This window comes from Nocardia sp. GTS18 (assembly GCF_013839555.1).
GTDB classification, from domain to species: domain Bacteria; phylum Actinomycetota; class Actinomycetes; order Mycobacteriales; family Mycobacteriaceae; genus Nocardia; species Nocardia rosealba.
This window is the reverse complement of the sequence record NZ_JACBIU010000054.1, coordinates 1-21,983: the sequence shown is the minus strand read 5'-3', so window position 1 is coordinate 21,983 and position 21,983 is coordinate 1. Positions and strand designations below refer to the sequence as shown.

Here is a 21,983-nt window from a genome sequence, read left to right as displayed (position 1 = left end):
GGTGCTGGGCGCGGGGCCGGGCGGGGTGGATTCGCCGCTCGAGGCCCAGATACCGATGCCGGCGGCGACCGCGATGACGGCCACTACCGACGCGCCCGCGAGCAGCAGTTTGTTCTTGGATTTCGCGGGGGCGGGAGCGACGGCGCCGGTCGGCGTGGGTGACCACTGCTGCGGCACCTGCACGGGGTAGGTGGGGGCGGTGTGGTGGCCGGTGGGGTGCGAACCGGGGACCAGGGCGGCGGTCGCGGCGTCGGTGAATTCGCGGCAGGTGCCGAACCGCTCGTTCGGGTTCTTGGCCATGGCGCGGGCGATGACGTGGTCGATCGCGGGCGGCAGACCGGGGCGCACCGCGGTCGGCCGCGGCGGCGGTTCGTGCAGGTGACCCATCATCACCATGGCCGGTTGCGTTGCGGGGAACGGGTTTCGGCCGGTGAGGAGCTTGAAGAACGAGCAGGCGAGACTGTAGATGTCGGCGCGGTGATCGAGGTGCGCGCCCGACAGCTGTTCCGGTGGCGCGTAGGCGATGGTGGCGAGGAAGTTGCCGGTCTGGGTGAGTTCGGAGGCGTCGTCGGTCGACTTCGCGACGCCGAAGTCGGTGAGCAGGACGCGCTCTTCGTCGCCGTAGCTGCTCGACAGCAGGAAGTTCGCGGGTTTGACATCGCGATGGAGCAGACCGCGCCGGTGCGCGAAATCCAGGCCCTTGCCGACCTCGGTGGTGATACGCAGGGCGCGCAGCGGGGTCATGGCCTGCGGGTCGCGGGCGAGTTCGGCGGCGGCGTCGGTGCCCTCGACGAACTGCATGGCGATCCACAGCTGGCCGTGTTCCTCGCCGCGGTTGAAGACCGAGACGATATTCGGATGATCCAGTCCGGCAGCCAGATTCGCCTCCCGCTCGAAGCGGGCACGGAACTCGGGGTCGTTGCTGAGTTCGGCGCTGAGAATCTTCAGGGCGTCGGTGCGGGGCAGGCTGGGGTGGGCCGCGAGATAGACCGAGCCCATCCCGCCCGCGCCGAGCTTCCGGATGATCCGGTACCCGCCGACGATGGTGCCGGGGCTCATCGCCATATCTCACGCTCTCCTGACTCGGTGCATCCTGTCCCGCTCGGGCCGGAGCATAGCGAAACGGGCGTGGGCGGGGCGGTCATCGGGTATTGGCGAACAGCGCGTACTGCGCCGCCGCGCGCTGGTGCGCGTCGAGCAACTGGTTGCCGCCGACGACACCCACGTACTGCTTGTACGCCACCACACAGCTGAAACGTTTGGCCCCGTCGAGGGTTCGGTTCTCGGTGCAGGCCGCGTGCGGCAGATTTGGTGGTGGCGCCGCGTCGGCTTTGGCGTGGTTGGGGAGGAGCTTTTCGGTGACCGCACGCAGGGCCGAGGCCTGGTCGGCGGTGCGGATGGTCATCGAACCGTGCGAGAAGGCGACCTGTTCGGCGTTCATCGCGGCGAATTGCTCGGCGAGGCGGTCGCGTTCGGGGGAGAGCGGGACGCCGGGGGCGCCGGCGAAGTGGAGGGCGCCCGCCCTGGTGGTGACCGTGTGGGCGCCGTCGCCTTCGGGGAAGGTGAACTGGTCGGGGTTGAGGGTGCGGACCAGCAGGTGGTCGGGGTCGAACGGGAGGGTGTAGAGCTCTTCGTCGGTGAGGACGGGGACGTCGGCCAGCGCGCCGATCTGCTTGTCGTAGGCGGTGGCGGCCCGGGTGGTGAGGGCGTCGAGGTCGGGTTTGTCGACCGAGATCAGGAACGCGAGCACGTACGGGCCGTGGGGGAGCAGGGTGCGCAGGAACGGCGAGTCGGGGCGCCAGTGGGAGCGGGCGGCGGGGTAGCCGGGGATGCTGACGGGCTGGTTGCGGCCCGCGTGGGAGGCGAGGTCGGCGTCGTGGAATTCCTGGGCCGCGGCGGTGGCACGGGCGGCGTCGGGGAATTGCAGCACCATGGTGGCGGCGGTGAATCTGTTCGTCGGTTCCTTGAACGGCCACCCGGTCGAGCTCACGGTGGAGTCGGTCGAGGCGCCGGTGGACAGGAATCCGTAGAGCATTTTGTGCTTTTCGGCGAGCGGTTCGACGACGTCGTAATCGCCGAGCTCCCACGGGGTTGTGCCGTCGGAGAAGGCGCGGGCGCCGGTGCCGTACTTCATCTGCGGATCGATGGCCGCGGCGTCGATGACGTGACCGGCGATACGCATACCGGCCACGTTGTACATCTCGTAGAAGTCGGGGACGGGATCGTCGTCGTGGGCGTTCACCGGTTCGGTGGGGAAGCTGCCGACATCCAAGGTCCGGATATCGATCTCGCCGGGCAGCGCGGTACCGGTGACCTCGGAACCACAGCCCGCGAGGACGACGGCGAACACGGCGATCGCGAAACGGCGGATCCTCATGACGCGTTCACCAGCAGGGCGTACTGGGCGGCGGCGCGTTGTTGCACGTCGAGGAGCTGGTTGGACCACACGTACGCGGCGTAGCGGTCGTAGGAGACCGCGCAATAGAAGCGGATCGCGAAGCGCTGATTTCGACCGATGTATTCCTTGCATTTGGCGCTCGGGAGATTCTTCGGTGGGTCGGCGGCGGTGAATTTGCGGGTGAGACCGCCCAATTCGTCGCGCACGGCCTGGGCGCCCGCGATATCGCGCGCCCGGTAGACATCGGCGCCGTCACTGGCGTACAGGTCCACGCCGTTGTCGGTGATCATCGCGGTCGTACTCACCGGGTCGGAGGTGAAATGGCGGGCGGTGCGGCCCGCGTAGACGCCGGGCGGGTTGAGCCAGGAATCCTCGCGTGGGCGGGGCGCGGTGCGGCCGAGCATGCCTTCGCGGTCACGCTGCAGAGTCATCAGATCGACTGTGGGAGTGAAGTTCGCGACCGATGCCACGATGGTGTCGAGACTCTTGCGGGTCAGTTCGAGCAAGGCCTGCTTGTCGACCTTGCCGAGCCAGATCTTCAGATAGTCGTAGAACCAGGTGTAGATCACCAGATGCCCGGTGGCGAACCACGATCCGATCGACTGCTGGTCGGGCTGCCAATGTGCCTTCGCCGCAGGGTATCCCGGTATCTCGATCGGCTGATTGTTGGGCGCGTAGCCGAAGTCGAGTTGCTCGAGCGCGGTCGCGGCGGCAGTGGCCTTCTGCGCGTCGGGGAAGATCATGACGGCGTTGACCATGTCGATGCCGTGGTTGTCGGGCGCGGTCTGGGCCGAACTCACGAATCCGCCGATGAAGTCGGGGGCGACCTCGCCGAACCGGTCGACGGCCATGATCTTGCCGAGCGCGGCCCCGGGATCGATGAACACCGAGGCGATCGACGGGTTGGTGTGAATGAACCGGGGATCGATATCGGCGGGGGCGGGGACGTGATCGCCGAGGCGTTCGGCCTCGATGAACCGGGCCTGATCCATGCTCGCGACGGCGCCGACCACCCGTGGCTGCGTCGGGTAGTTGCCCACATCGAGGGTGGCCAGGTCGACCGGCGGATCACTGGCCGAGGCCGGTTCCTCCCCGGAACCGCACGCCAGCAGGCCGGTGAGCAGGACGGTCGCCAGTGCGGCGCAGGACGGTTTCCTCGACGGCACGGCGATCATTCCTCCCCGAAACGATGGTCGGCGGAATAGTAACCCGTTCTGCCGACCTACAAACTGTTGGCCAGCAGTGCGTATTGGGCGGCCACTTTCTGCCGGATCTCGGATTCCTGCTCGGCACCGACAATGGCCAGGTACCGCTTGTACGGAACGTAGCAGCGGTATTCGGAATCGACGTCGGAGTCGCCCTTCGAATTGAGTTCGAAGCATTTGGCGCCGGGCACATCGGTGGGCGCGGGCACGGAATCGTAGTGCTCGGCCGAGTCGATGAAGCCCTGCATCAGCGCTTCGGCCCCCGCCTGATCGCGGACGCGGGCGATGGCGCCGCCTTCGACCAGGGCGTACCGGTCGGCGCCCGCGGCTTCGAGGAGGCGTTCGCGGGCGGTCTCGTCGTCGACCCGGCTCACGATGTGCTCGGGGCTGTACACGGCGAAGGTGCTCTGGTCGGGCTCGGTTTCGGTGGTGTCTTCGACGACGGCCCGGGCCAGCAGGCCGTCGGGGTCGACGGGCAGGTCGGCGAGCTTGTCGTAGGGGGTCGGGGTGAACTTCGCGAGCTGAGCCAGACTCGCTTCCAGCGACATATCGATCCAGGACACGAGGTCGTCGGCGTCGGCGCGCGGCCGCTGCACGAACAGCGAGATCACGAATTCCTTGTGCGCGTGGAAGGCACCGACGGTGGGGATGCCCGGACGCCAATGCACATATGCCTCGGGATATTTGGTCGAGGCGAGCTTGCGGTTGTCCGGGGAGACGGCGAGATCGACGTCCTCGAGTTCGCGGGCGGCCAGCGTGGCCGAGGCGCTGTCGGGAAAACGCAGCACCGCGGTGGTGATGGCGGTGGCGTCGGTACCGGGACGTTTGCTGCCGTCGGGATCGGCACGGTCGGCACCGAGCGTCACATAGCCGGTGACGAACTTGCGGTTCTCGAGCACCGGACGCGACACATTGGCGATGAAGTCGAGTGCGCGTTCCACCGACGGGATCACGGTCGACCCGCGCCCGTACGACATCGACGGATCGATCCGGACCGTCGGCGGCACGGCGCCCGACATCCGCATTCCCTCCACGAGCGGACCTGCGCTACCGGCCTTTTCATCGTGGGAACGCTTCTCGACGGCGAAGGTCCCCACCTCGAGTTTGCGCACATCGATCTCACCTGCGACGGGGGTGCCACTCACCGCGCAGCCCGTGAGGGCGATCGTGACTGCCGACAATGCGAACGCGACGCGGATCCTGATCATGGCTGCCCCTCGGTGTTCCTCCCGCTGTAGGTGTGAAGTTACCGGAACAAGCCCGCCCAGGGGGCCCTAAGTGTGGTGCTTTGCCATAGTCTGGATGTCATGTCGACGACCCTGCTGCGTGGTTCCGGTGGAGGCCGATACCTGTGAGGGATCGGCAGGTCGAAATCGTGCCGGGCACTCATGCCGTGGCGCACGTGGCGGGAGCGGTGATCGCGGTGGCGCACCGGCAGCCCGGACGTCTCACCCCGGAATCCACCGCCGCTGTCGCACTGGAATCGCTGGCCGAGCTCGTCCGCACCGCGGTGGAGGCGGAACCGGGCGGGCCGGGCGCCTCGGTCGCGCGGGAGGCCACCCGGTGGCTGATGAAGCATGCCGAGCAGATCTCGCCGGGCGTGCCGATCGACTTCGGGGTGCTCTCGGCCGCCGACAACGGCGGTGTCGCGATCTTCCTGCACGGCGCGGTGACCGCCGTGCTCGCAGGCGATCGGGGCCCCGAGTACTACCGGGGTAGTGACGCGGCGTTCACCGTCGACCGGGTGGCCTCCGAACCCGCCAAAGGCGTGGCGCTGTTCGTCGACGATGCCAAGGGCCGCATCCCCGACCTGCCCGCCGAACGCGGCATCGGCTGGCTGGTCGAAGGCATCGCGCAGGCGGCCGGGGCCGTGGTGTGGGCCAACGATGTGCGAAGCCGGGTGCGCACCGCCGACCCCGGCGCCCGACGTCTGCCGCCGCCCACTGCCCGCATCGATCGGGAACCGCGCCCACCGCAACAGGATTCGCGCCCGGCCGAGGCGCCTGCGACGGGGATGCAGCCGGCGACCTCCATGTTGGACGCGGTGACCGGAACCAACCACGACCTCGTCGACCCGCACAACGCGGAAACCCGCACCGCCGGGACCAATCCCGCCCCCGAGCCCGACCCCGATCTGCAGCGCAGGCTCGAGGCGACGGCCCGTTCGACGGTGCTGACGGTGAAGGTGATGGGATTCAAGTGCGCGCGTGCGCATCCCAGCGATCCGCGCTCGGCGTTCTGCACGGTGTGCGGCATGCCGGTCGACCAGACCCAGGCACTGGCCGAAGTGGTCCGCCCGCCGCTCGGCATGCTCGTCCTCGACGATGGCATGACCTACCTGCTGGCAGCCGACGCGGTGATCGGGCGCGATCCGGAGAATTCCGAAGCGGCGCAACGTGGCCTGATCCCGTTGCGCATCGACGACACCTCCGGCGGCATGTCACGCGCGCATGCCGAAGTGCACCTGGTGAATTGGGACGTGCAACTGCTGGATCGCGGTTCCACCAACGGAACTCGCAGCAGGCCGCCCGGCTATCGCGACTGGATCCGGCTCACCCCGAACCAGCCGCTGGTGCTCGTCCCCGGCACCGAGATCATGATCGGCAACCGGGTCCTGCGCTACGAACCCGCCGCCCCGCCGCCCTTCGGCTGAGTCAGCTGTAGCGCGACTCGCAGGTCGTCGCGCCGTTGAGGACGCCCGCGCGGAAGGCGTCGACGCGGGAGAAGCCGCTGGGGACGGTGTTGCCTTCGGCGTCACTGGCGGCGAGGCCGTCGGTGAGCAGGCCGGAGACCGCCTCGTCGAGGTCGCCCGCCGAGAGCTGGATGTCGCCCTGGCTGACCGGACGGCCGGGCTCGGCGAGTTTGCCGGTGACCACTCCCGACAGGCAGGCCGCGCGCAGGCCCGTCTTCGCGCCGGTGAGCGCTTGGCCGTTGCTGCGCTGCACGGCAAGGGTGTAGCGGGAGATGAACAGGACGTAGCCGTTGTAGTCGCCGCTCACCTTCACCGGGAGCGGGCCGTCGTCGCTGTCGTCGGCGGAACCGCGTTCGGCCAGGCCGGGCACGTCGGTGGCGATCACGTTCTTCGTGGGGCAGTAGGTGACCGGGTCGGTGACGGCACCGTCGTCGCACTCCACCTGCGATCCCGAGTAGTCGTAGGAGGGTGATTGCTGGACCGGCAGAATCGCCTGCAGTGCCTTGCTCAGCTCCACCAGATTGCTCTGGGTGATCGGGTATTCGCCGCGTCCCTGGTCGCCGGAGAAACTCTGCGGCAGATTGCCACGGCGCGATTCGATCTCGTCCTCGTCGATGCCCTTGCAGCCGCGCGCACCGTCGGTGAAACCGATCTGCACCGCCGTGACCCGCTCGAACGCCGAACCGTGCACGCTCTCCGGATCGTCGGGATCGGAATCGCGAATCGAAACCGTCGCGGCCAGCACGGAATTGAGGCCGTCGGAGGTGTTGATCGTGAAGTGCTTCGACTTGCCCTCGGCGACATGGCGCATGAACGCACCGGCGAAACAGTCGGCCTGCTGTTCCTTCACCAGTACCGGGGTCTTCTTGGTGACCATCTTGGCCATGGTCTGGATGGCGTGCCCGTATTCGTGGGCGAGCACCATCACCACCGACATCGGGCCGAAGGTCTCGCTCATCGTGGGCAGCAGCATCGCGCGGTCCCAGCCGATGGAGTTGTCGCTGCGGCAGTAGGCGGCGTTCACCAGGTGGTAGGTGGTTTCCTTGCAGAACTCGACCGCCGAGTTTCGTGGGGCGCGCGCGTCCCAGGAGATGAGGGTGGTGACCGGGTCGAACGTCTCACCACGGAACTCGGTGCCGAACACCGACTCCCAGTAGGTCTGGATGTCCTCGATGGCGTTGAGGGCGAGGGCGTCGACCTCGCCGCCGTCACCGTTGGACGCCGTGAGCGAGGAATCTGCGACCCCCGGTCGTGGGCCGTTCGGGCCGCCGGTGGTCGGCAAACCGGCCACCCGGAAGGGGTCGTCGTAGATCGAGACCGCGCGGCCGTCGACCGCCCGTGTGCAGCCCACACTCAGCAGTGCGCATAGCACGGCGGTGATGGCAACGAGCACTTGGCCTTTCGGCATCGGTCCCCCTGGTCGGCCGGATACACGTGCAGGTCGGTCGCCGGATCGGGTGTGAAGCCGTCTCGGGGGCACCGCCGATGTCCGGGCGATGGCATAGTATCCGCTCCATGTCTTCACCGGGGGCGCAGACCATCACCGTGCGCCATGATGGAACCGAACGAGTCTTCGAAGCGAGCCAGCAGATCACCATGGGCCGTGCGCCCGAGGTCACCCTGTTCGTGGACAGTCCGCTGGTCTCGCGCGTGCACGCCACTCTGCGCTTCAGCAACGGCGCCTGGGTACTCGCCGACAACGGCAGCACCAACGGCGTTTTCGTCGACGCACGCAGGCTGAGTCAGCCGGTCTCGATCGACCGGCCGACCCAGGTACGCCTGGGCGACGCGATCAGCGGGCCACTGTTGCACCTCGTGCCCGCGGCGCCGGGGGCGGGATCGCGGCACGCGGCGACCATGGTGGCGCCGCCTTCGCAGCAGCAACCGCAGCATCGTCCGCCGCAGCGTCCCGCCTTCCAGCCACCGTCACATCCGACGCCTCAACAGCAGCAACCACCCGCCCGGCCGCAGTACGTGCCGACCTCGCAGCTGCCGTCGCAGCCGGTCGCGCCGCAGGACAACATCAATATGACCCGCCGCGCCGACTCCTCGATGCTGCCGCCGGTGCGCAAGGCGGCCTCGACCGAACCGGTGGCGCGCGGTGACCGCATCCCGCCCGGCGGCCTGAGCATCGGCCGCACCTCCGACAACCAGATCGTGGTGAACGACCCGCTGGCCTCGCGCAAGCACGCGCGGCTGGTTTCCTCACCGGAGGGGCTGGTCGTCGAGGACCTCGGGTCGGCCAACGGCACCTTCGTCAACGGTCACCGTCAGCAGCGCACGGTGCTGCGCGAGCGTGACATCGTCACCATCGGCAACATCGACTTCGTCGTCGCGCAGGGTGCGCTGGTGCACCGGCAGAAGCCGGTCGCCGAGCTGGGTCTCACGGTGCACGGGGTCGGGTTCACCGTCGAGGGCAACAAGCAGCTGCTCGTCGATGTGAACATGCAGGCGGGGCGTGGCACGCTCACTGCGCTGATCGGCCCATCGGGCGCGGGCAAGTCGACGCTGTCGAAGCTGATCGCGGGCAATACCCAGCCCTCGGGCGGTGTGGTCACCTTCGAGGGCCGCAACCTGCACGCCGAATACGAGGCGCTGCGTTCGCGTATCGGCATGGTCCCGCAGGACGATGTGCTGCACCGTCAGCTCACCGTCCGCCAGGCCCTCGGTTTCGCCGCCGAGCTGCGGCTGCCGCCCGATACCACCAAGGCCGACCGTCAGCAGGTGATCGACGGTGTGTTGCAAGAGCTTTCGCTCACCCAGCACGCCGATACCCGGGTCGACCGGCTCTCCGGCGGTCAGCGCAAGCGCGCGTCGGTGGCGATGGAGCTGCTCACCGGTCCGTCGCTGCTGATCCTCGACGAGCCGACCTCGGGCCTCGATCCGGCGCTGGACCGGCAGGTCATGCAGATGCTGCGCGAACTGGCCGACGCCGGTCGCGTTGTCATCGTGGTCACCCACTCCGTGGCCTGCCTGGACATGTGTGACCAGGTGGTGCTGCTCGCGCCCGGCGGCAAGACCGCGTTCGCCGGCCACCCCGGTGGCGTCGGTGCGGCGATGGGCACCAGCGACTGGGCCGAGATCTTCGCCAATGTCGCGGCCAACCCGGACCAGGCCTTCGCGGCGTATCGGTCCAGGCAGGCCTATGTGCCACCGCCACCGCCGCCGCAGCCGTTGCAGCGCGGCAACACCGGTGCGCCGCCGCAGTCGAGTGGCATGCGGCAGTTCAGTACGTTGGCGCGCAGGCAGTTGCGGTTGATCTTCGCCGACCGCGGTTACCTGGTGTTCCTGGTGGTGCTGCCGTTCATTCTCGGCGCGTTGTCGCTGGTGGTGCCCGGTGAGAACGGCTTCGCCGCGGGGCCGCTGGTCGCCCAGCCCGACGGGTCGTTCGCGAAGTCCGGTGGTAGCGAGACCCAGCAGCTGCTGGTGGTGCTCATCCTCGGCGCGTGCTTCATGGGTGCGACGCTGAGCGTGCGTGACCTGGTCGGTGAGCGGACGATCTTCCACCGCGAACGGGCGGTCGGGCTGCTGCCGTCGGCGTACCTGCTGGCCAAGATCGCGGTGTTCAGCGTGGTCGCGTTCCTGCAGTCGGCGGTGCTGATCGGCATCACCTTGCTCGGCAAGAACCCGCCCGGTGCCGGGTCGCTGATTCCGAACGGCAGCATCGAGCTCTACATCGACATCGCCATGACGGCGGTCTGCTGTGTGGTGTTCGGTCTGCTGATGTCGAGTCTGGCCAAGTCCAACGAGCAGGTCATGCCGATGCTGGTGGTGATGATCATGGTGCAGCTCGTGATGGCCGGTGGTCTGATCCCGGTGACCGACCGCGTCGGCCTCGAGCAGGTGTCGTACCTGTTCCCGGCTCGCTGGGGTTACGCGTCGGGTGCGTCGACCGTCGACCTGAAGAATCTGTTCTGGGGTGCGCAGGACGATTCGCTGTGGACGCACTCGGTCGGCATCTGGATCCTCGACATCGTCATGGTGCTCGTGATCACCTCCGCCCTGGCGTTCCTCACCTGGACCCGCCTGCGGTTGAAGCGGTCGCAGGCATGAGCGGTCAGCGCCCGGAGGCGGCAGCTCGCGTCACCACGCAGGGCGCCCGAGCCTGCCCGGTCGGATACAGCATGATCGGGCAGGTAGAAGCCGTTTCGGCGGACACACTGCGCGTGTCGAGCGCCGACCGGGCACACTTGAGCCTGTGACCGTTCGAGTTGGCGCCCTGCATCTGGGGTGGGATGTGGTGTCTGTCGCCGCGGGTGGTGGTGAGACCCCCATCCGCCCGGTTCAGGTGGAGGGCACCTACACCCCGCCCGCCTACCTGCTCGCCGACGCCGCGGGCAGGTTGCACACCGCCGGTGTCGACCGGCAGCGACCCGATCTGGGGATGGCGATCGCCGATGTGCGTGACATCCTCGGGCACCCGCAGATCGTGATCGCCGGCGCCACCTGGCCCGCCGAACTGGTGTTCCGGGCCAGGCTCTACAACCCGCTGGCCGCCGTCGGCAAGTATCTGCGCGGTAAGCCGCAGCTGGTGGCGTTGCCGTATCCGGACAGCTGGCCGGAGGAGAAGGTCGAGGTCTACGCCGGGCTGGTCGAACAGCTCGACGTGGTCGTCGAACCGCTACCGGAGAGCGTCGCGCTGTCGGGATACCTGCGCGCGCTCGGGCTGGTCTCGCCGCCGAGCGAGCGGCACCACACCGGCATCGGCGCCACCGGCATCTACTCCGACGGCCGCACGCTGCTGGTCGTCGCGGTGCACGGTGACGACGAGCAGCCGACCGAATCGGTGGAGGTCTCGGTGAACCCGGAGGCGCTGCGCGACGCGCGCACCGCCGACAACGTGGTGATCGAGGCGATGGCCGCGGCCCGTTCCATCGGCGCCGACACCTCGACGGTGCTGCTCGCGGGCAACGTCTGCTTCAACGACGCGCTGCGCCTGGCCTTCCAGAACCACCTCGGACAGCGGCTGCAGGTGGCCGATCACCCGATGCACGCGCTGGTGCTCGGCGCCGCGCATCTGCTGGTCACCGAGCCGTTCGACGAGGACGACTACCCCGAGCCGCAGCATCCGGGGCAGGCCTATGCCGCCCAGGTCGGCTGGGGTGCGCCGCCGGCCGCGCCGCCCGCCGCCCAGCCGCCGGGGCCCGCCGGTTTCGTGGCCGGACCGCCCGCCCAGTCCGGTGGGCGGCACGCGCTCGACGACGAAGCCGACCAGCGCGGAAAGCTCCTCGGCAAGGTCAAGAAGGGTTTCTTCGGCGCACCCGCCGTGCTCGGCGCGCTGGCGCTCGCCGCCACCGGTTGGCAGACCGACACCACCCTCGCGGCCGACGCCTCGGACTGCGCGTTCACCCCGTATGTCAACACCACGCCGCCCGAGGGCATCGCGACCGCGGACGGCAACCTGGCCGACGGGTGCGCCACCCCCGGCATCGACAACCTGCGCTACCTGATCCCCGGTCCGGCGCGCACCACCGACCCGGGCCCGCCGGTGGTCATCTAGTCCGATTGTGGGGGCGTCATACCCGACTGGTATCGTTGGCCGCTGGCGTGTGGAACGTCGACCCGTTCGCGGTTCGGTGTCTCCGCGATGTCCCGGGTCTCCACCGGCCGCCGGGACAAATCTCGATTACGGGATCCATAACAGTTGGCCGGCAACACCGACGACAGACAGGGAACGACTGTGCCTACGTACAGCCCCAAGGCAGGTGACGTCACCCGCAAGTGGTACGTCATCGACGCCACTGACGTAGTCCTCGGCCGTCTCGCCGTGCAGGCCGCTGGCCTGCTGCGCGGCAAGGGCAAGCCGACCTACGCACCCCACGTCGATGGTGGCGACTTCGTCATCATCATCAACGCGGACAAGGTTGCCATCTCCGGCAACAAGAAGCAGGACAAGCTGATCCACCACCACAGCGGACACCCGGGCGGCCTCAAGTCGCGCACTGTCGGCGAGGTGTTGGCGACCCGTCCCGATCGTCTCGTGGAGAAGGCCGTCAAGGGCATGATCCCGAAGAACAAGCTGGGTAACGCGATCGCGGGCAAGCTGAAGGTCTACGCAGGCCCGAACCACCCCCACGCCGCGCAGCAGCCGGTTCCGTTCGAGATCAAGCAGGTGGCCCAGTGACCGCTCCTGAAGAGTTCACCCCCGAAGAGTTCGACGCGGTCGACGAGACCGTGGTCGAGGTCGTCGAAGACGGCGAAGGCTACGACGAGGGCGAGGCCGTCTACGAGGCGTCCTACGAGCCGATCGTCATCGATCGTCCCGTGCAGACCGTCGGTCGCCGTAAGGAAGCCGTCGTCCGCGTGCGACTGGTTCCGGGCTCCGGCAACTTCACCCTCAACGGCCGCACCATCGAGGATTACTTCCCGAACAAGGTGCACCAGCAGCTGGTGAAGTCCCCGCTGGTGACCGTCGAGCGGACCGAGTCCTTCGACATCGTCGCCCTGCTCCACGGCGGCGGCCCCTCGGGTCAGGCAGGCGCCCTGCGTCTGGCTATCGCCCGCGCGCTGATCGAGGTCACCCCCGAGGATCGCCCCGCGCTCAAGCGCGCCGGCTTCCTGACTCGTGACCCGCGTGCCACCGAGCGCAAGAAGTACGGCCTCAAGAAGGCCCGTAAGGCGCCCCAGTACTCGAAGCGCTGATTTCGGCACTGCCGACCACCGTCTTCGCCTACCTTGGCTGAGGCGGTACGGTCTGCGGAGCACGTGTGCGAGAGCAGGCTTCCAGCACGGCTGGTCGCCTGCTCTCGTGCTGTATATGGACCACCTACAAGGGGCAGGTATGGGACAGCTTTTCGGTACGGACGGCGTTCGTGGGCTCGCCAACGAGTCTTTGAGCCCGGAGCTGGCGATGCGGGTCGCCGGTGCGGCGGCGCAGGTGCTCAGCCGGGGCAAGAAGCGTCCGGTCGCGGTCCTCGGCCGTGACCCGCGGGCCAGCGGCGAGATGCTCGAGGCCGCGGTGACCGCGGGCCTGACCGCCACCGGTGTCGACGTGCTGTCCGTCGGTGTGCTGCCCACCCCGGCCGTCGCCTACCTCACCGGCCTGTACGACGCGTGCTTCGGCGTGATGATCTCCGCCTCGCACAACCCCATGCCCGACAACGGCATCAAGATCTTCGCGGCGGGCGGGCACAAGCTCGACGACGCCGTGGAACAGCGGATCGAGGCCCTGATCGCCGACGGCACCACCGTGCGCCCGACCGGCGCGGGCATCGGTCGCGTGCGCGGCGACTACACCGTCGAGGGCACCCACGAACGCTATGTCGAGCACCTGCTCGAATCGACCGGGGAGAACCTGTCCGGGCTCACCGTCGTGGTCGACTGCGCGCACGGCGCGGCTGCCGAGGTGGCGCCGCAGGTGTACCGGGAGGCGGGCGCGACGGTGATCGCGATCAACGCCGAACCCAACGGTCTCAACATCAACGACGGCTGCGGTTCCACCCACCTGGACGCGGTCCGGGCCGCGGTGCTCGCCCACGGTGCCGACCTGGGTGTCGCGCTCGACGGCGACGCCGACCGGTGCCTCGCGGTCGACGCCGCCGGCGAGGTGGTCGACGGCGACAAGATCATGGCGGTACTCGCGCTGGCCATGCGTGAGTCGGGCGAACTGGTCGAAGACACCCTGGTCGCCACGGTGATGAGCAACCTCGGTTTGCATATCGCTATGCGCGCGGCCGGAATTCGCGTGCTCACCGCCGCTGTCGGCGACCGCTACGTGCTCGAGGAGCTGCGTCGTGGTGGGTTCAGTCTCGGTGGCGAACAGTCGGGTCACGTGGTTTTCCCGCGCTACGGCACCACCGGCGACGGTGTGCTCACCGGGCTGCGGTTGATGGCGCGGATGGCCCAGACCGGTCGCGGGCTCGGGGAGCTGGCGTCGGTGATGAGCACCGTGCCGCAGGTGCTGGTGAACGTGAAGGTGTCGGACAAGGCCGCGGTCGCCGCTGCCCCCGAGGTGCGCGACGCGGTGGCCGAGGCGGAGCGCATGCTCGGCGAGTCGGGCCGGGTGCTGTTGCGCCCCAGCGGCACCGAGCAGCTGGTCCGGGTGATGGTCGAGGCGACCGATCCGGCGCAGGCGCGTCAGCTGGCCGACGACCTGGCCAAGCAGGTCGCCGCCGTCTGATCGGCTGGCGTGCCGTCGTCGCTGCATCTACTATCGGCCTACGCCGTAAGGACCTGTGTGCCCGTGGCGCGTGTGCTTGCTCGGCGCACCGGAGAGTTTGGCGCGCAGCACGATTCGAAGGGGGCCGATCATGGCGCCGCTGCCTGCCCGCAACTACCAGGATCAGTACTACGAGTACGGCGAGCCCCACCGCTGCGGTGGGGCGTGCGGACGGCCGGGGTGTCGTGAAGTGCCGCAGGGATATTCGCCGACGGTGCCGATCCGCGACGAAGGATACGGTCAGCGCATCGAGGCCGAGACGTCGCGCAGCGGTGCGGTGGCGGTGCCACGGCCCTCGCCGCGCTCGCGGTCGCTGATCGTGGTTGTCGCGATCCTGCTCGCCACGCTCGTCGCCGGGTTGGTCGGGATCAAGTTCGGGTCCGATATCGACCTGTTCGGTGCGGCGGAAACGGCTGTGGTCCAACCGATCTGATCAGAACTGGCCGGCGATGAAACCGGTGAACAGCACGAGGAAACCACCGACCTCACCCACGATCAGCCCGTACATCGACAGCTTCAGCGCGCCGGAGATCTCCCCGGCGAACTGGTCGGTGGTGTCGCGACGCAGGCCGTGCATCACGTAACTGGCGATCGCCCCGGCGAAGAACGCGAGAACCACCAGGTCGGCGGCCAGATTCACGAGCGTCGGCCAGGCGCTGAGCTCGGTGAACACGGCAAGCACCAGGCCCGCGAAGGAATACAACAGGGCCGCGCGGTGCGCGATGTCGACGTAGACGTGGGCGGCACCGCCGACCCGGATGCCGCGATATTTCCAGATCCCGAGCAGTAGGGCGCTCAGGAAGATGAGCCCGGTGACGAGCAGCGTGACGCGGGTGTCGATGCCTAATGCCATGGGGTGTCCTATTTCTCGGTGAGCAGCCCGGCGGCCATGTGCCAACGGCGGGTCGCTCGCACAGAATCCAGCATGCGGCGGTCGTGCGTCACCAGAATCAGGGTGCCCGTGAAGGACTCGACCGCCTGCTCTAGCTGTTCGATGGCGGGCAGGTCGAGGTGATTGGTCGGTTCGTCCAGAACCAGCAAGTTCACCCCGCGCGCCTGGAGCAAGGCCAGGGCCGCGCGGGTGCGTTCGCCCGGTGAGAGCGTGTCGCACGCCCGGATCACGTGCGGGCCGCGCAGCCCGAACTTGGCCAGCAGCGTGCGGACATCGGCGTCGGGCCATTCGGGCATGGCCGCGCCGAAGGTGTCGACCAGCCGCTCGGTGCCGCGGAACAGTCCACGCGCCTGGTCCACCTCACCGATGGCGACACCGGAACCCAAAGCGGCAGAACCGGAATCGGGAGCGATCTTGCCGAGCAGCAGTCCGAGCAGGGTGGACTTGCCCGAACCGTTGGCGCCGGTGAGCACGATCCGGTCCGCCCAATCGATCTGGGTGGTGATCGGTCCGAGCGTGAACTCGCCACGGGTGACGGTCGCGTTGTTCGCGGTGGCAACCACCGCACCACTGCGCGGGGCGGTGGCGATCTCCATCCGCAGCTCCCACTCCTTGCGCGGTTCCTCGACCACCTCGAGCCGTTCGATGCGGCGCTGCGTCTGCCGAGCCTTCGCCGCCTGCTTCTCGGTGGATTCGGCGCGCGTTTTACGGCCCATCTTGTCCGAGTCGTTCTTGCCTTTGCGCCGGGCATTGCGCACACCGTGCTCGAGCCAGTTGCGCTGCATCTGGGCGCGTGCCTCCAAACCCGCTTTGGTGTCGGCGAATTCGTCGAACTGCTCGCGAGCGTGTTTGCGGGCGATCTCGCGCTCGGTCAGATACGCCTCGTACCCACCGTCGTACATGCCGTACTGCTGCTGCGCCAGGTCCAGTTCCAGCACACGATTCACGGTGCGAGCCAAGAACTCCCGATCGTGGCTGATCACCATCAGCGGCACCCGCACACCGGTGACGAAACGTTCCAGCCGTTCCAGGCCGTCGAGGTCGAGATCGTTGGTCGGTTCGTCGAGCAGCAGAATGTCGAAGCGCGACAACAACACCGACGCCAGTCCGGCACGCGCCGCCTGGCCGCCCGACAGGCCCGTCATCGGGGTGTCCAGGCCACCGGCCAGGCCATCGATGAGGCCGAGTTCGGCCGCGACCTCCTCGGCCCGCTGCTCCAGGTCCGCGCCGCCGAGGGCGAGCCAGTGTTCCAGCGCGGGGGAGTAGTCGTCGTCTCCGCCTTCACCGAGGCGTTCGGCGGCCGCGTCCATCACCCGCTGCGCGTGCGCCACTCCCGTTCGGCGGGAGAGGAATTCGAGCACGGTCTCGCCCTCGATGCGCTCCGGTTCTTGCGCCAGGTAGCCGACGGTGGCGTCCGGCGGGCTCAGCGTGATCGTCCCGTCACCCGCGTCGCGCTCGGCGAGCATACGCAGCAGCGTCGACTTGCCCGCGCCGTTCACGCCGACCAGCCCGATTACATCGCCCGGGGCGAGGGTGAAATCGAGGTCGGCGAACAGGGTCCGTTCGGCGTGTCCCGCGGACAGGCCGCTGGCGTGCAATGTCGTGCTCACCGCTCGAGTCTGCCCGATCTCAGGGTGTGACCCTGAGATGGGGTGGTGCGAAATCAGGGTGCGGATGGGTCCGTCGACCGATGCCGGGAGCGGCACGCGAGGGCACAGTTGAATCATCACCGCTCGACAGGAAGGCACACCATCATGACTGCCCCCGCCCGCCGCTTCACCCGCTCGACCAGCGACAAAATGATCGCAGGCGTCTGCGGCGGCATCGCCGACTACTTCGGGTGGAGCCCGAACGTCGTTCGCCTCGCCTTCGTCGCCTCCTGCCTGCTGCCCGGCCCCCAGTTCCTGCTCTACCTGATCCTGTGGCTGATCATGCCCAAGAAATAACACCCGACGTGGCCGTGAGCCGCTCGCGGATGACAGGATGGTGGAGTTCCGCCGCGCCGTCATCCGCGAGTTTCCCGTTTGAGGAGGAGCCATGGTCACCTCGGGCGACATCCCCGGCTTCGGCCTACCCGACATCGACGCGCACACATCCCTCGACAGCCTCGGCCCCGTCGAACTCAACTCCCCCTCCCAAGACCTCGACGCCGACGGCGTAGCCGACTCCCTCACCCACACCGACCCCAACTCCACCACCATCTGGTCCGACTACGACGAGGACGGCCTCGCCGACCACGTGACGGTGATCGAGGAGGACGGGGACTATGCGGCGTGGGAGTACCACCGGCATCCGGATGGGACTTCGGAGTGGAGGAAGACGGATCAGGGGAATCTGGGAAAGTAGATTTCGCGGGAACCGGTGGACCGGTTCGCGCGTCGAAGTAGGTAGGGCGTCATCCGGGCGCCGTGTGTTGGGGAGGTGGGGGAGATGGGCGACAAAGCTTCCGGCGGACTCATCGTCGACCAGGTCGCGATGAAACAGACCGTGGACACGGTGCAGGAGACCGTGACAGCAACCCGTACCTCGGCGAAGGCGGTCGATACCCTGGAATGGGTCGCGGCCGACGCCGGGAAGGCTTACACCGGCAGCGGGCAGAAGATCGATCAGGCGTTGGGGCGGGTGGTCAGCTGGGCCAAGGTCTGGACGAGCGCCTCCGAGGGGCTCGCGGATGCGATCGGCAAAGCGGCGGTCGAGTACACCGCTGTCGACGTGAACACCGCGCGCGGGCTCGACGGTGCCGCCCCTGCTCCGGCGAAGTAGGTATGGCCGTGACCAAGTCGATCGACGACCTTCTCGATGACGGTGCTCCGGGCCTGCAGTATTTCGAACAGCTGGGTCCGCGCTACGTTGCCGCCTTCGGCGGAAGCTTCGACTTCTACGCCTTGGTGCGACCGTACGACAACGAGCGCCAGATGAGCATCACCAAGCTGGACGCCGCGGCCGTTGCGGTGCGCCAGCTGTTGACCACGGCTGACGCCAAAGTCTCCGCGCAACAGTCGGCCGCGCAATCGCTGCAATCCGGATGGCAGGGCGCAGCCGCCGAAGCTGCTGCCGCGCAGCTCGGTCGGATCGCCACGATGGCGAGCGAAGATCGCGATGCGGTGCGGAATTTCGAAGCGGCGCTGACAGCGGCGGCGGCACAGATCCCCGGGCTGGTCAAAGCCAAGGCGGATACGGTGCTGAAACTGATGGACGGCTCGGTGGACAAGTACGTCGGGGGGAACCAGAAGGCGGTGCCGACGGTCGGCGGACTGGATCCGATCGGTATCGACAGTGTGATCGACGGAGCGAAAACCGGGAGCGGTGTCCTCGACAGCGAGCTGACAGCGATGACCTCCCACCGCAATTCGGCCGGCGTGACGGATATTGCAGACACCACTGTGGGTATTGAAAATACGACTTCCAAGGAATACAAGGACGCTATCAAAGACATTTGTAAGCGTTGGCTGTCGATCGTTTTCATGCCGGACTACAACGACAAGGTGCGGATCTTCAACGACCAGTGCACCACGACCAAGATCGCGATCGAGGGTCTGTTCACCGCTGTGGAAACAGCGGCCACCGGTGTTGTCGAGCGAGGTTATCCGTCGGTGGCGGGAACCGGATCAGCCCCTGTCCAGGACAAGCAAACCAAGGAAGACCAACCGGCAGCCGGAGACTCGTCGAAGGCAAAGGGCGACCAGGATTCGGGTGGTCAGTCCGGGGATCCCGCTGGGCAAACCTCTGCTGCGGCTACGCAAACCGGTGACACGTCGAGCGGATCGACCGTGAAGACAGCGACGGGGACGAAAGACGATTCGTCGACGACGACCGACGACTCCGACACGGCCTTGACCACCATCGCCTCGACGGTCAGCAGTCTCGCTACCACCGTCTCGGAAGCGCTGACCGGTGATCTCGGCGAAACGCTCACCTCGACGATCGAATCGGTCGGCACCTCGATAGGCGACGGTATCGATCAGATGACCGAACAGGCGAACAGCCTGCTCTCCCAGGGGCAGGAGGCCACGTTCCAGCTCGGCGGCACCGAGGTGAGCATCGAGGCGGGAGCGAATGGGTTGTCGCTGACGACAACTGACGCCAGCGGTGCCACGAGCCAGTACACGCTGTCGTTGGACGAGAACGGGCAACCGGTATTGACACAGGAATCCGCCCCGTCGGCCGCCGAGGACGAGTCCACCGGCATCCTCGGTTCGGGTACACCGCAATCTGGTACAGGCCAAGGTGAAGCCGGTGCCGACACCGGCAGCGATTCGAGCGCCCCCGATGCGACAGGTCCACAGACACCCGATCTGACCGATGCCCCGGTGACAAGCGAAATCGGTTCGGGCGAAGAGTCTTCGGGCTCGGTAGCGGGCGGTGTTCCGGTCGCCCCACGACCGCTCCAGCAGGGAACCGACAATGAGCATGTACCGAGCATCGATCTACCCGTGAGCGATCCGGGTGACAGCGGAGCGGTCCTTGCCGAGGCAGGTCCACTGTGATCGTTGGCGAATCGTCCTCGATTTCGGAAGGATAGGCGATCGTGGACTACGCGGCAGAGATCGAGCAGATCGCGGCGGAAGCGCGGCGGCGGTCTTCGCTGCTGATGGGTGAGATCGACGAGACTAATCGGCAGACTGCGATGCGCGCGGAACAACTGGCCGTCGACGCAGCCGCTCGCTTGCGAGAACTGGCCGAGGAGGAAGCTGAGGCAGCCGAAACCGCTGAGCCGCAACCTGTGCAGCCGGAACCAGCTTACGAGGCTCCTGTCCGCATGACTGCGCCCCCCGCCCCCGCTCCCTTCGTGCCGGATCCGACCATGACCCCCGAAGAGCAGCGACAGGCCGAAATCCGGGCGGCGGTCGCCCGGGCACGTGCCGCGCGGCAGGCCAGATCGACGGTCGCCCCCTCGGACGGCGACTACGATCCAGAGGCCGAGTATTACCGCCGCTCGACATGGCTGGACTGAGCCGGTCGATGGGGTCCGAGCAGGATCGATGGAGACGTGTTCGGCGAATGCCTTGGGGGACAGGTTGTTGAAGGCGGAATCGCGGGGTACCGGGTCCGGCCTCTAGGAGACCGTCACGGTGACTACCCGTTGCGCCGACAGTAGCCCGGTCGCTTGCGTATTCTCGGCGGCCGACGAGGGGGAATGAACTGATGAGCATGGGGTCTGTCGCGGGGTATGAGTTCGAGCGGTTGCTCGGGCGGGGTGGGATGGGGGCTGTGTATTTGGCGCGGCATCCCCGGCTGCCACGGTCGGTCGCGGTGAAGGTGCTCGACGAGCAGATGTTCGGGGATGCGGAGGCGCGGGGCAGATTCGAGCGCGAGGCGGATCTTGCTGCGCGCCTCGATCATCCGAATATCGTGACGGTCTACGACAGGGGTGTCGACGGGAATCGGCCGTGGATCGCGATGCAGTACGTGCCCGGCACCGACGCTGCGGCAGGAGGAGCGCTCGAGCCGCTGCGCGCCGTGCGGATCGTGTCGGAAGTAGCTGAGGCACTGGATTTCGCACACAGTCGTGGTGTGCTGCATCGAGATATCAAGCCCGCCAATGTACTGCTCGCCACGACCGACCCGGGTCGTCCGGAGCGGGTGCTGCTGGCCGACTTCGGAATCGCACGGCTGCACTTCGATCACAACCCTCTCACCAGAACCGGAACCTTCACCGCCACATTGGCTTATGCGTCTCCGGAACAACTTGCAGGATTGGCGCTCGGCCCGCAGTGCGATCAATACTCGCTGGCCTGCACACTGTTCGTGCTGCTCACCGGCGCCCCACCTTTCGCGGCGACCAATCCGGTGGCAGTGATCCAGTCCCATATGTCCGCCGACCCACCGGCCCTCACTGCGCACCGACCGGGACTGCCCGCAGGACTGGACCACGTGCTGAAACGCGCGATGGCCAAACGGCCAGAGGAGCGGTTCGGGTCGTGCGGTGAATTCGCTGCCGCGGTGCAGGCAGCGTTTGAACCGGCCGGGGCGCAGACGGCTATGTCGTCTATGGCACGACGTACTGCCGCCACCGTGGTCGCCCCGGGGCGCGTTGCCCAACCGGATCGGGCAAGTGCGCCACACGGTTTCGCCCCGGCCCGGAATCAGCCGAAGCGGGTCGAATCACGCGGGCCGAAGCGAAAGGTGTGGCGACAACGAGCCGAAAGTGTCGGGATTGTCTTGGCGCTGGCCTGGATCGCGGCACTGATCCTGTTGGTCGTCCTGACCTGACCGGCACGGGTTGGCTTGTCAGCCCTTGATGAGCTTGGCGATCGTGCCGACGGACAGTTTCGGGGTTTCCACCTCGACCTCGGCGTGGGGATCGATGACCGTGGTGTGGGGGATGGCGGATTCGGGGTCGGCGAAGGGTTTGTATTTCTTCTCGCCCAGGAGGGTGGTGAGGAGGTAGCCGGTGAGGATGGCTCGGGTGGCCTTGTCGGTTTTGTATTCGTAGCGGCCTGCGCCGAGGGCGGCGAAGAGGCGGCGGCCTTCGATGATGCCGTTGGGGGTGGCGCCGTCGAGGCGGCGCAGGAGGCAGGGGCCCGACCAGGCGGTGGCCAGGGGACGGGCGTTGGAGTTGAGGGAGTCGACGTCGTCGCCGGTGAGGATGAGGGCGGGGAGGTCGAGGTCGGGGGCGATGTGCTCCGCGGTGGGGG

20 protein-coding genes and 1 pseudogene are annotated in these 21,983 nt (G+C 67.7%); 13 read left to right on the top strand and 8 right to left on the bottom strand.

Annotated features, from left to right (window positions below; all coding sequences use genetic code 11):
• From HYG95_RS24045 to HYG95_RS24030, 4 genes are all read right to left on the bottom strand, one after another.
• The coding region (locus tag HYG95_RS24045) for a serine/threonine-protein kinase (protein WP_181701306.1) at window positions 1-1,065 on the bottom strand (1,065 nt) is incomplete at its 3' end.
• Between the two features lie 76 nt (window positions 1,066-1,141).
• Window positions 1,142-2,377: a hypothetical protein gene (locus HYG95_RS24040; RefSeq protein ID WP_181701304.1), complete on the bottom strand. Its 1,236-nt coding sequence runs from the start codon at window positions 2,375-2,377 to the stop codon at window positions 1,142-1,144.
• Window positions 2,374-3,573 (bottom strand): hypothetical protein, encoded by a 1,200-nt coding sequence (locus HYG95_RS24035; RefSeq protein ID WP_181701302.1) that lies wholly within the window; start codon window positions 3,571-3,573, stop codon window positions 2,374-2,376. The genes HYG95_RS24040 and HYG95_RS24035 overlap by 4 nt, the downstream gene beginning before the upstream one ends.
• Before the next feature lie 47 nt (window positions 3,574-3,620).
• A complete protein-coding gene (locus HYG95_RS24030; protein ID WP_181701300.1) occupies window positions 3,621-4,811 on the bottom strand; it encodes a hypothetical protein in 1,191 nt (396 codons plus the stop codon).
• A 167-nt stretch (window positions 4,812-4,978) separates the two neighbouring features.
• Between HYG95_RS24030 and HYG95_RS24025 the strand changes: the two genes are divergently transcribed.
• The gene (locus HYG95_RS24025; RefSeq protein WP_255495661.1) at window positions 4,979-6,256 is read left to right on the top strand and encodes an FHA domain-containing protein; all 1,278 of its coding nucleotides are present in this window, start codon (window positions 4,979-4,981) and stop codon (window positions 6,254-6,256) included.
• 1 nt (window position 6,257) lies between these two features.
• On the opposite strand, the gene HYG95_RS24020 is transcribed toward HYG95_RS24025, so the two are convergent.
• A complete protein-coding gene (locus HYG95_RS24020; RefSeq protein ID WP_181701296.1) occupies window positions 6,258-7,703 on the bottom strand; it encodes a metallopeptidase in 1,446 nt (481 codons plus the stop codon).
• A 107-nt stretch (window positions 7,704-7,810) separates the two neighbouring features.
• On the opposite strand from HYG95_RS24020, the gene HYG95_RS24015 reads away from it, so the two are divergent.
• The 6 genes from HYG95_RS24015 (at window position 7,811) to HYG95_RS23990 (ending at window position 14,886) form a co-directional block, all read left to right on the top strand.
• On the top strand, window positions 7,811-10,348 hold the full coding sequence (locus HYG95_RS24015) for an FHA domain-containing protein (protein WP_181701294.1): 2,538 nt from the start codon (window positions 7,811-7,813) through the stop codon (window positions 10,346-10,348).
• A 145-nt stretch (window positions 10,349-10,493) separates the two neighbouring features.
• Entirely contained in the window at window positions 10,494-11,795 is a 1,302-nt protein-coding gene (locus HYG95_RS24010; protein ID WP_356984949.1) for a hypothetical protein, read from the top strand.
• Between the two features lie 180 nt (window positions 11,796-11,975).
• A complete protein-coding gene (gene rplM / locus HYG95_RS24005) occupies window positions 11,976-12,419 on the top strand; it encodes a 50S ribosomal protein L13 (RefSeq protein ID WP_022567307.1) in 444 nt (147 codons plus the stop codon).
• Complete coding sequence (gene rpsI, locus HYG95_RS25025; RefSeq protein ID WP_084457283.1) at window positions 12,416-12,937, top strand: 30S ribosomal protein S9; 522 nt, start codon at window positions 12,416-12,418, stop codon at window positions 12,935-12,937. Before rplM ends, rpsI begins: the two co-directional genes overlap by 4 nt.
• 139 nt (window positions 12,938-13,076) lie before the next feature.
• Window positions 13,077-14,414: a phosphoglucosamine mutase gene (gene glmM, locus HYG95_RS23995; protein WP_181701292.1), complete on the top strand. Its 1,338-nt coding sequence runs from the start codon at window positions 13,077-13,079 to the stop codon at window positions 14,412-14,414.
• Between the two features lie 130 nt (window positions 14,415-14,544).
• Complete coding sequence (locus HYG95_RS23990; protein WP_181701290.1) at window positions 14,545-14,886, top strand: hypothetical protein; 342 nt, start codon at window positions 14,545-14,547, stop codon at window positions 14,884-14,886.
• Here HYG95_RS23990 and HYG95_RS23985 read toward each other — a convergent pair whose 3' ends face one another.
• On the bottom strand, window positions 14,887-15,306 hold the full coding sequence (locus tag HYG95_RS23985) for a hypothetical protein (RefSeq protein WP_181701288.1): 420 nt from the start codon (window positions 15,304-15,306) through the stop codon (window positions 14,887-14,889). It abuts the gene before it with no gap.
• A gap of 8 nt (window positions 15,307-15,314) precedes the next feature.
• Entirely contained in the window at window positions 15,315-16,955 is a 1,641-nt protein-coding gene (locus HYG95_RS23980) for an ABC-F family ATP-binding cassette domain-containing protein (protein ID WP_181701286.1), read from the bottom strand.
• Between the two features lie 144 nt (window positions 16,956-17,099).
• Here HYG95_RS23980 and HYG95_RS23975 point away from each other — a divergent pair, with 144 nt between their 5' ends.
• The 6 genes from HYG95_RS23975 (at window position 17,100) to HYG95_RS23950 (ending at window position 21,558) form a co-directional block, all read left to right on the top strand.
• Complete coding sequence (locus HYG95_RS23975) at window positions 17,100-17,291, top strand: PspC domain-containing protein (RefSeq protein ID WP_181701284.1); 192 nt, start codon at window positions 17,100-17,102, stop codon at window positions 17,289-17,291.
• A gap of 91 nt (window positions 17,292-17,382) precedes the next feature.
• The gene (locus HYG95_RS23970; protein ID WP_181701282.1) at window positions 17,383-17,691 is read left to right on the top strand and encodes a DUF6802 family protein; all 309 of its coding nucleotides are present in this window, start codon (window positions 17,383-17,385) and stop codon (window positions 17,689-17,691) included.
• A gap of 84 nt (window positions 17,692-17,775) precedes the next feature.
• Window positions 17,776-18,108 carry a hypothetical protein gene (locus HYG95_RS23965; protein ID WP_181701280.1) on the top strand — a complete coding sequence of 111 codons (333 nt, stop codon included), beginning with the start codon at window positions 17,776-17,778 and terminating at the stop codon, window positions 18,106-18,108.
• 8 nt (window positions 18,109-18,116) lie between these two features.
• The gene (locus HYG95_RS23960) at window positions 18,117-19,832 is read left to right on the top strand and encodes a hypothetical protein (RefSeq protein ID WP_181701278.1); all 1,716 of its coding nucleotides are present in this window, start codon (window positions 18,117-18,119) and stop codon (window positions 19,830-19,832) included.
• Window positions 19,833-19,873: 41 nt separating this feature from the next.
• Window positions 19,874-20,299: a hypothetical protein gene (locus HYG95_RS23955; protein WP_181701276.1), complete on the top strand. Its 426-nt coding sequence runs from the start codon at window positions 19,874-19,876 to the stop codon at window positions 20,297-20,299.
• 191 nt (window positions 20,300-20,490) lie between these two features.
• Window positions 20,491-21,558, top strand: a complete 1,068-nt coding sequence (locus tag HYG95_RS23950; RefSeq protein WP_255495660.1) for a serine/threonine-protein kinase — start codon at window positions 20,491-20,493, stop codon at window positions 21,556-21,558.
• A gap of 18 nt (window positions 21,559-21,576) precedes the next feature.
• Here the strand turns inward: HYG95_RS23950 and HYG95_RS23945 are convergent.
• A pseudogene (locus HYG95_RS23945) lies at window positions 21,577-21,983 on the bottom strand (hypothetical protein); the annotation flags it as partial.

Coding starts and splice junctions, on each gene's coding strand:
- glmM (WP_181701292.1), top strand. CDS start 13,077: ATGGGACAGCTTTTCGGTACGGACGGCGTTCGTGGGCTCGCCAACGAG.
- HYG95_RS23970 (WP_181701282.1), top strand. CDS start 17,383: ATGGTCACCTCGGGCGACATCCCCGGCTTCGGCCTACCCGACATCGAC.
- HYG95_RS23965 (WP_181701280.1), top strand. CDS start 17,776: ATGGGCGACAAAGCTTCCGGCGGACTCATCGTCGACCAGGTCGCGATG.
- HYG95_RS24035 (WP_181701302.1), bottom strand. CDS start 3,573: ATGATCGCCGTGCCGTCGAGGAAACCGTCCTGCGCCGCACTGGCGACC.
- HYG95_RS24020 (WP_181701296.1), bottom strand. CDS start 7,703: ATGCCGAAAGGCCAAGTGCTCGTTGCCATCACCGCCGTGCTATGCGCA.
- HYG95_RS24030 (WP_181701300.1), bottom strand. CDS start 4,811: ATGATCAGGATCCGCGTCGCGTTCGCATTGTCGGCAGTCACGATCGCC.
- HYG95_RS23975 (WP_181701284.1), top strand. CDS start 17,100: ATGACTGCCCCCGCCCGCCGCTTCACCCGCTCGACCAGCGACAAAATG.
- HYG95_RS24015 (WP_181701294.1), top strand. CDS start 7,811: ATGTCTTCACCGGGGGCGCAGACCATCACCGTGCGCCATGATGGAACC.
- HYG95_RS23990 (WP_181701290.1), top strand. CDS start 14,545: ATGGCGCCGCTGCCTGCCCGCAACTACCAGGATCAGTACTACGAGTAC.
- HYG95_RS23950 (WP_255495660.1), top strand. CDS start 20,491: ATGAGCATGGGGTCTGTCGCGGGGTATGAGTTCGAGCGGTTGCTCGGG.
- HYG95_RS23985 (WP_181701288.1), bottom strand. CDS start 15,306: ATGGCATTAGGCATCGACACCCGCGTCACGCTGCTCGTCACCGGGCTC.
- HYG95_RS24040 (WP_181701304.1), bottom strand. CDS start 2,377: ATGAGGATCCGCCGTTTCGCGATCGCCGTGTTCGCCGTCGTCCTCGCG.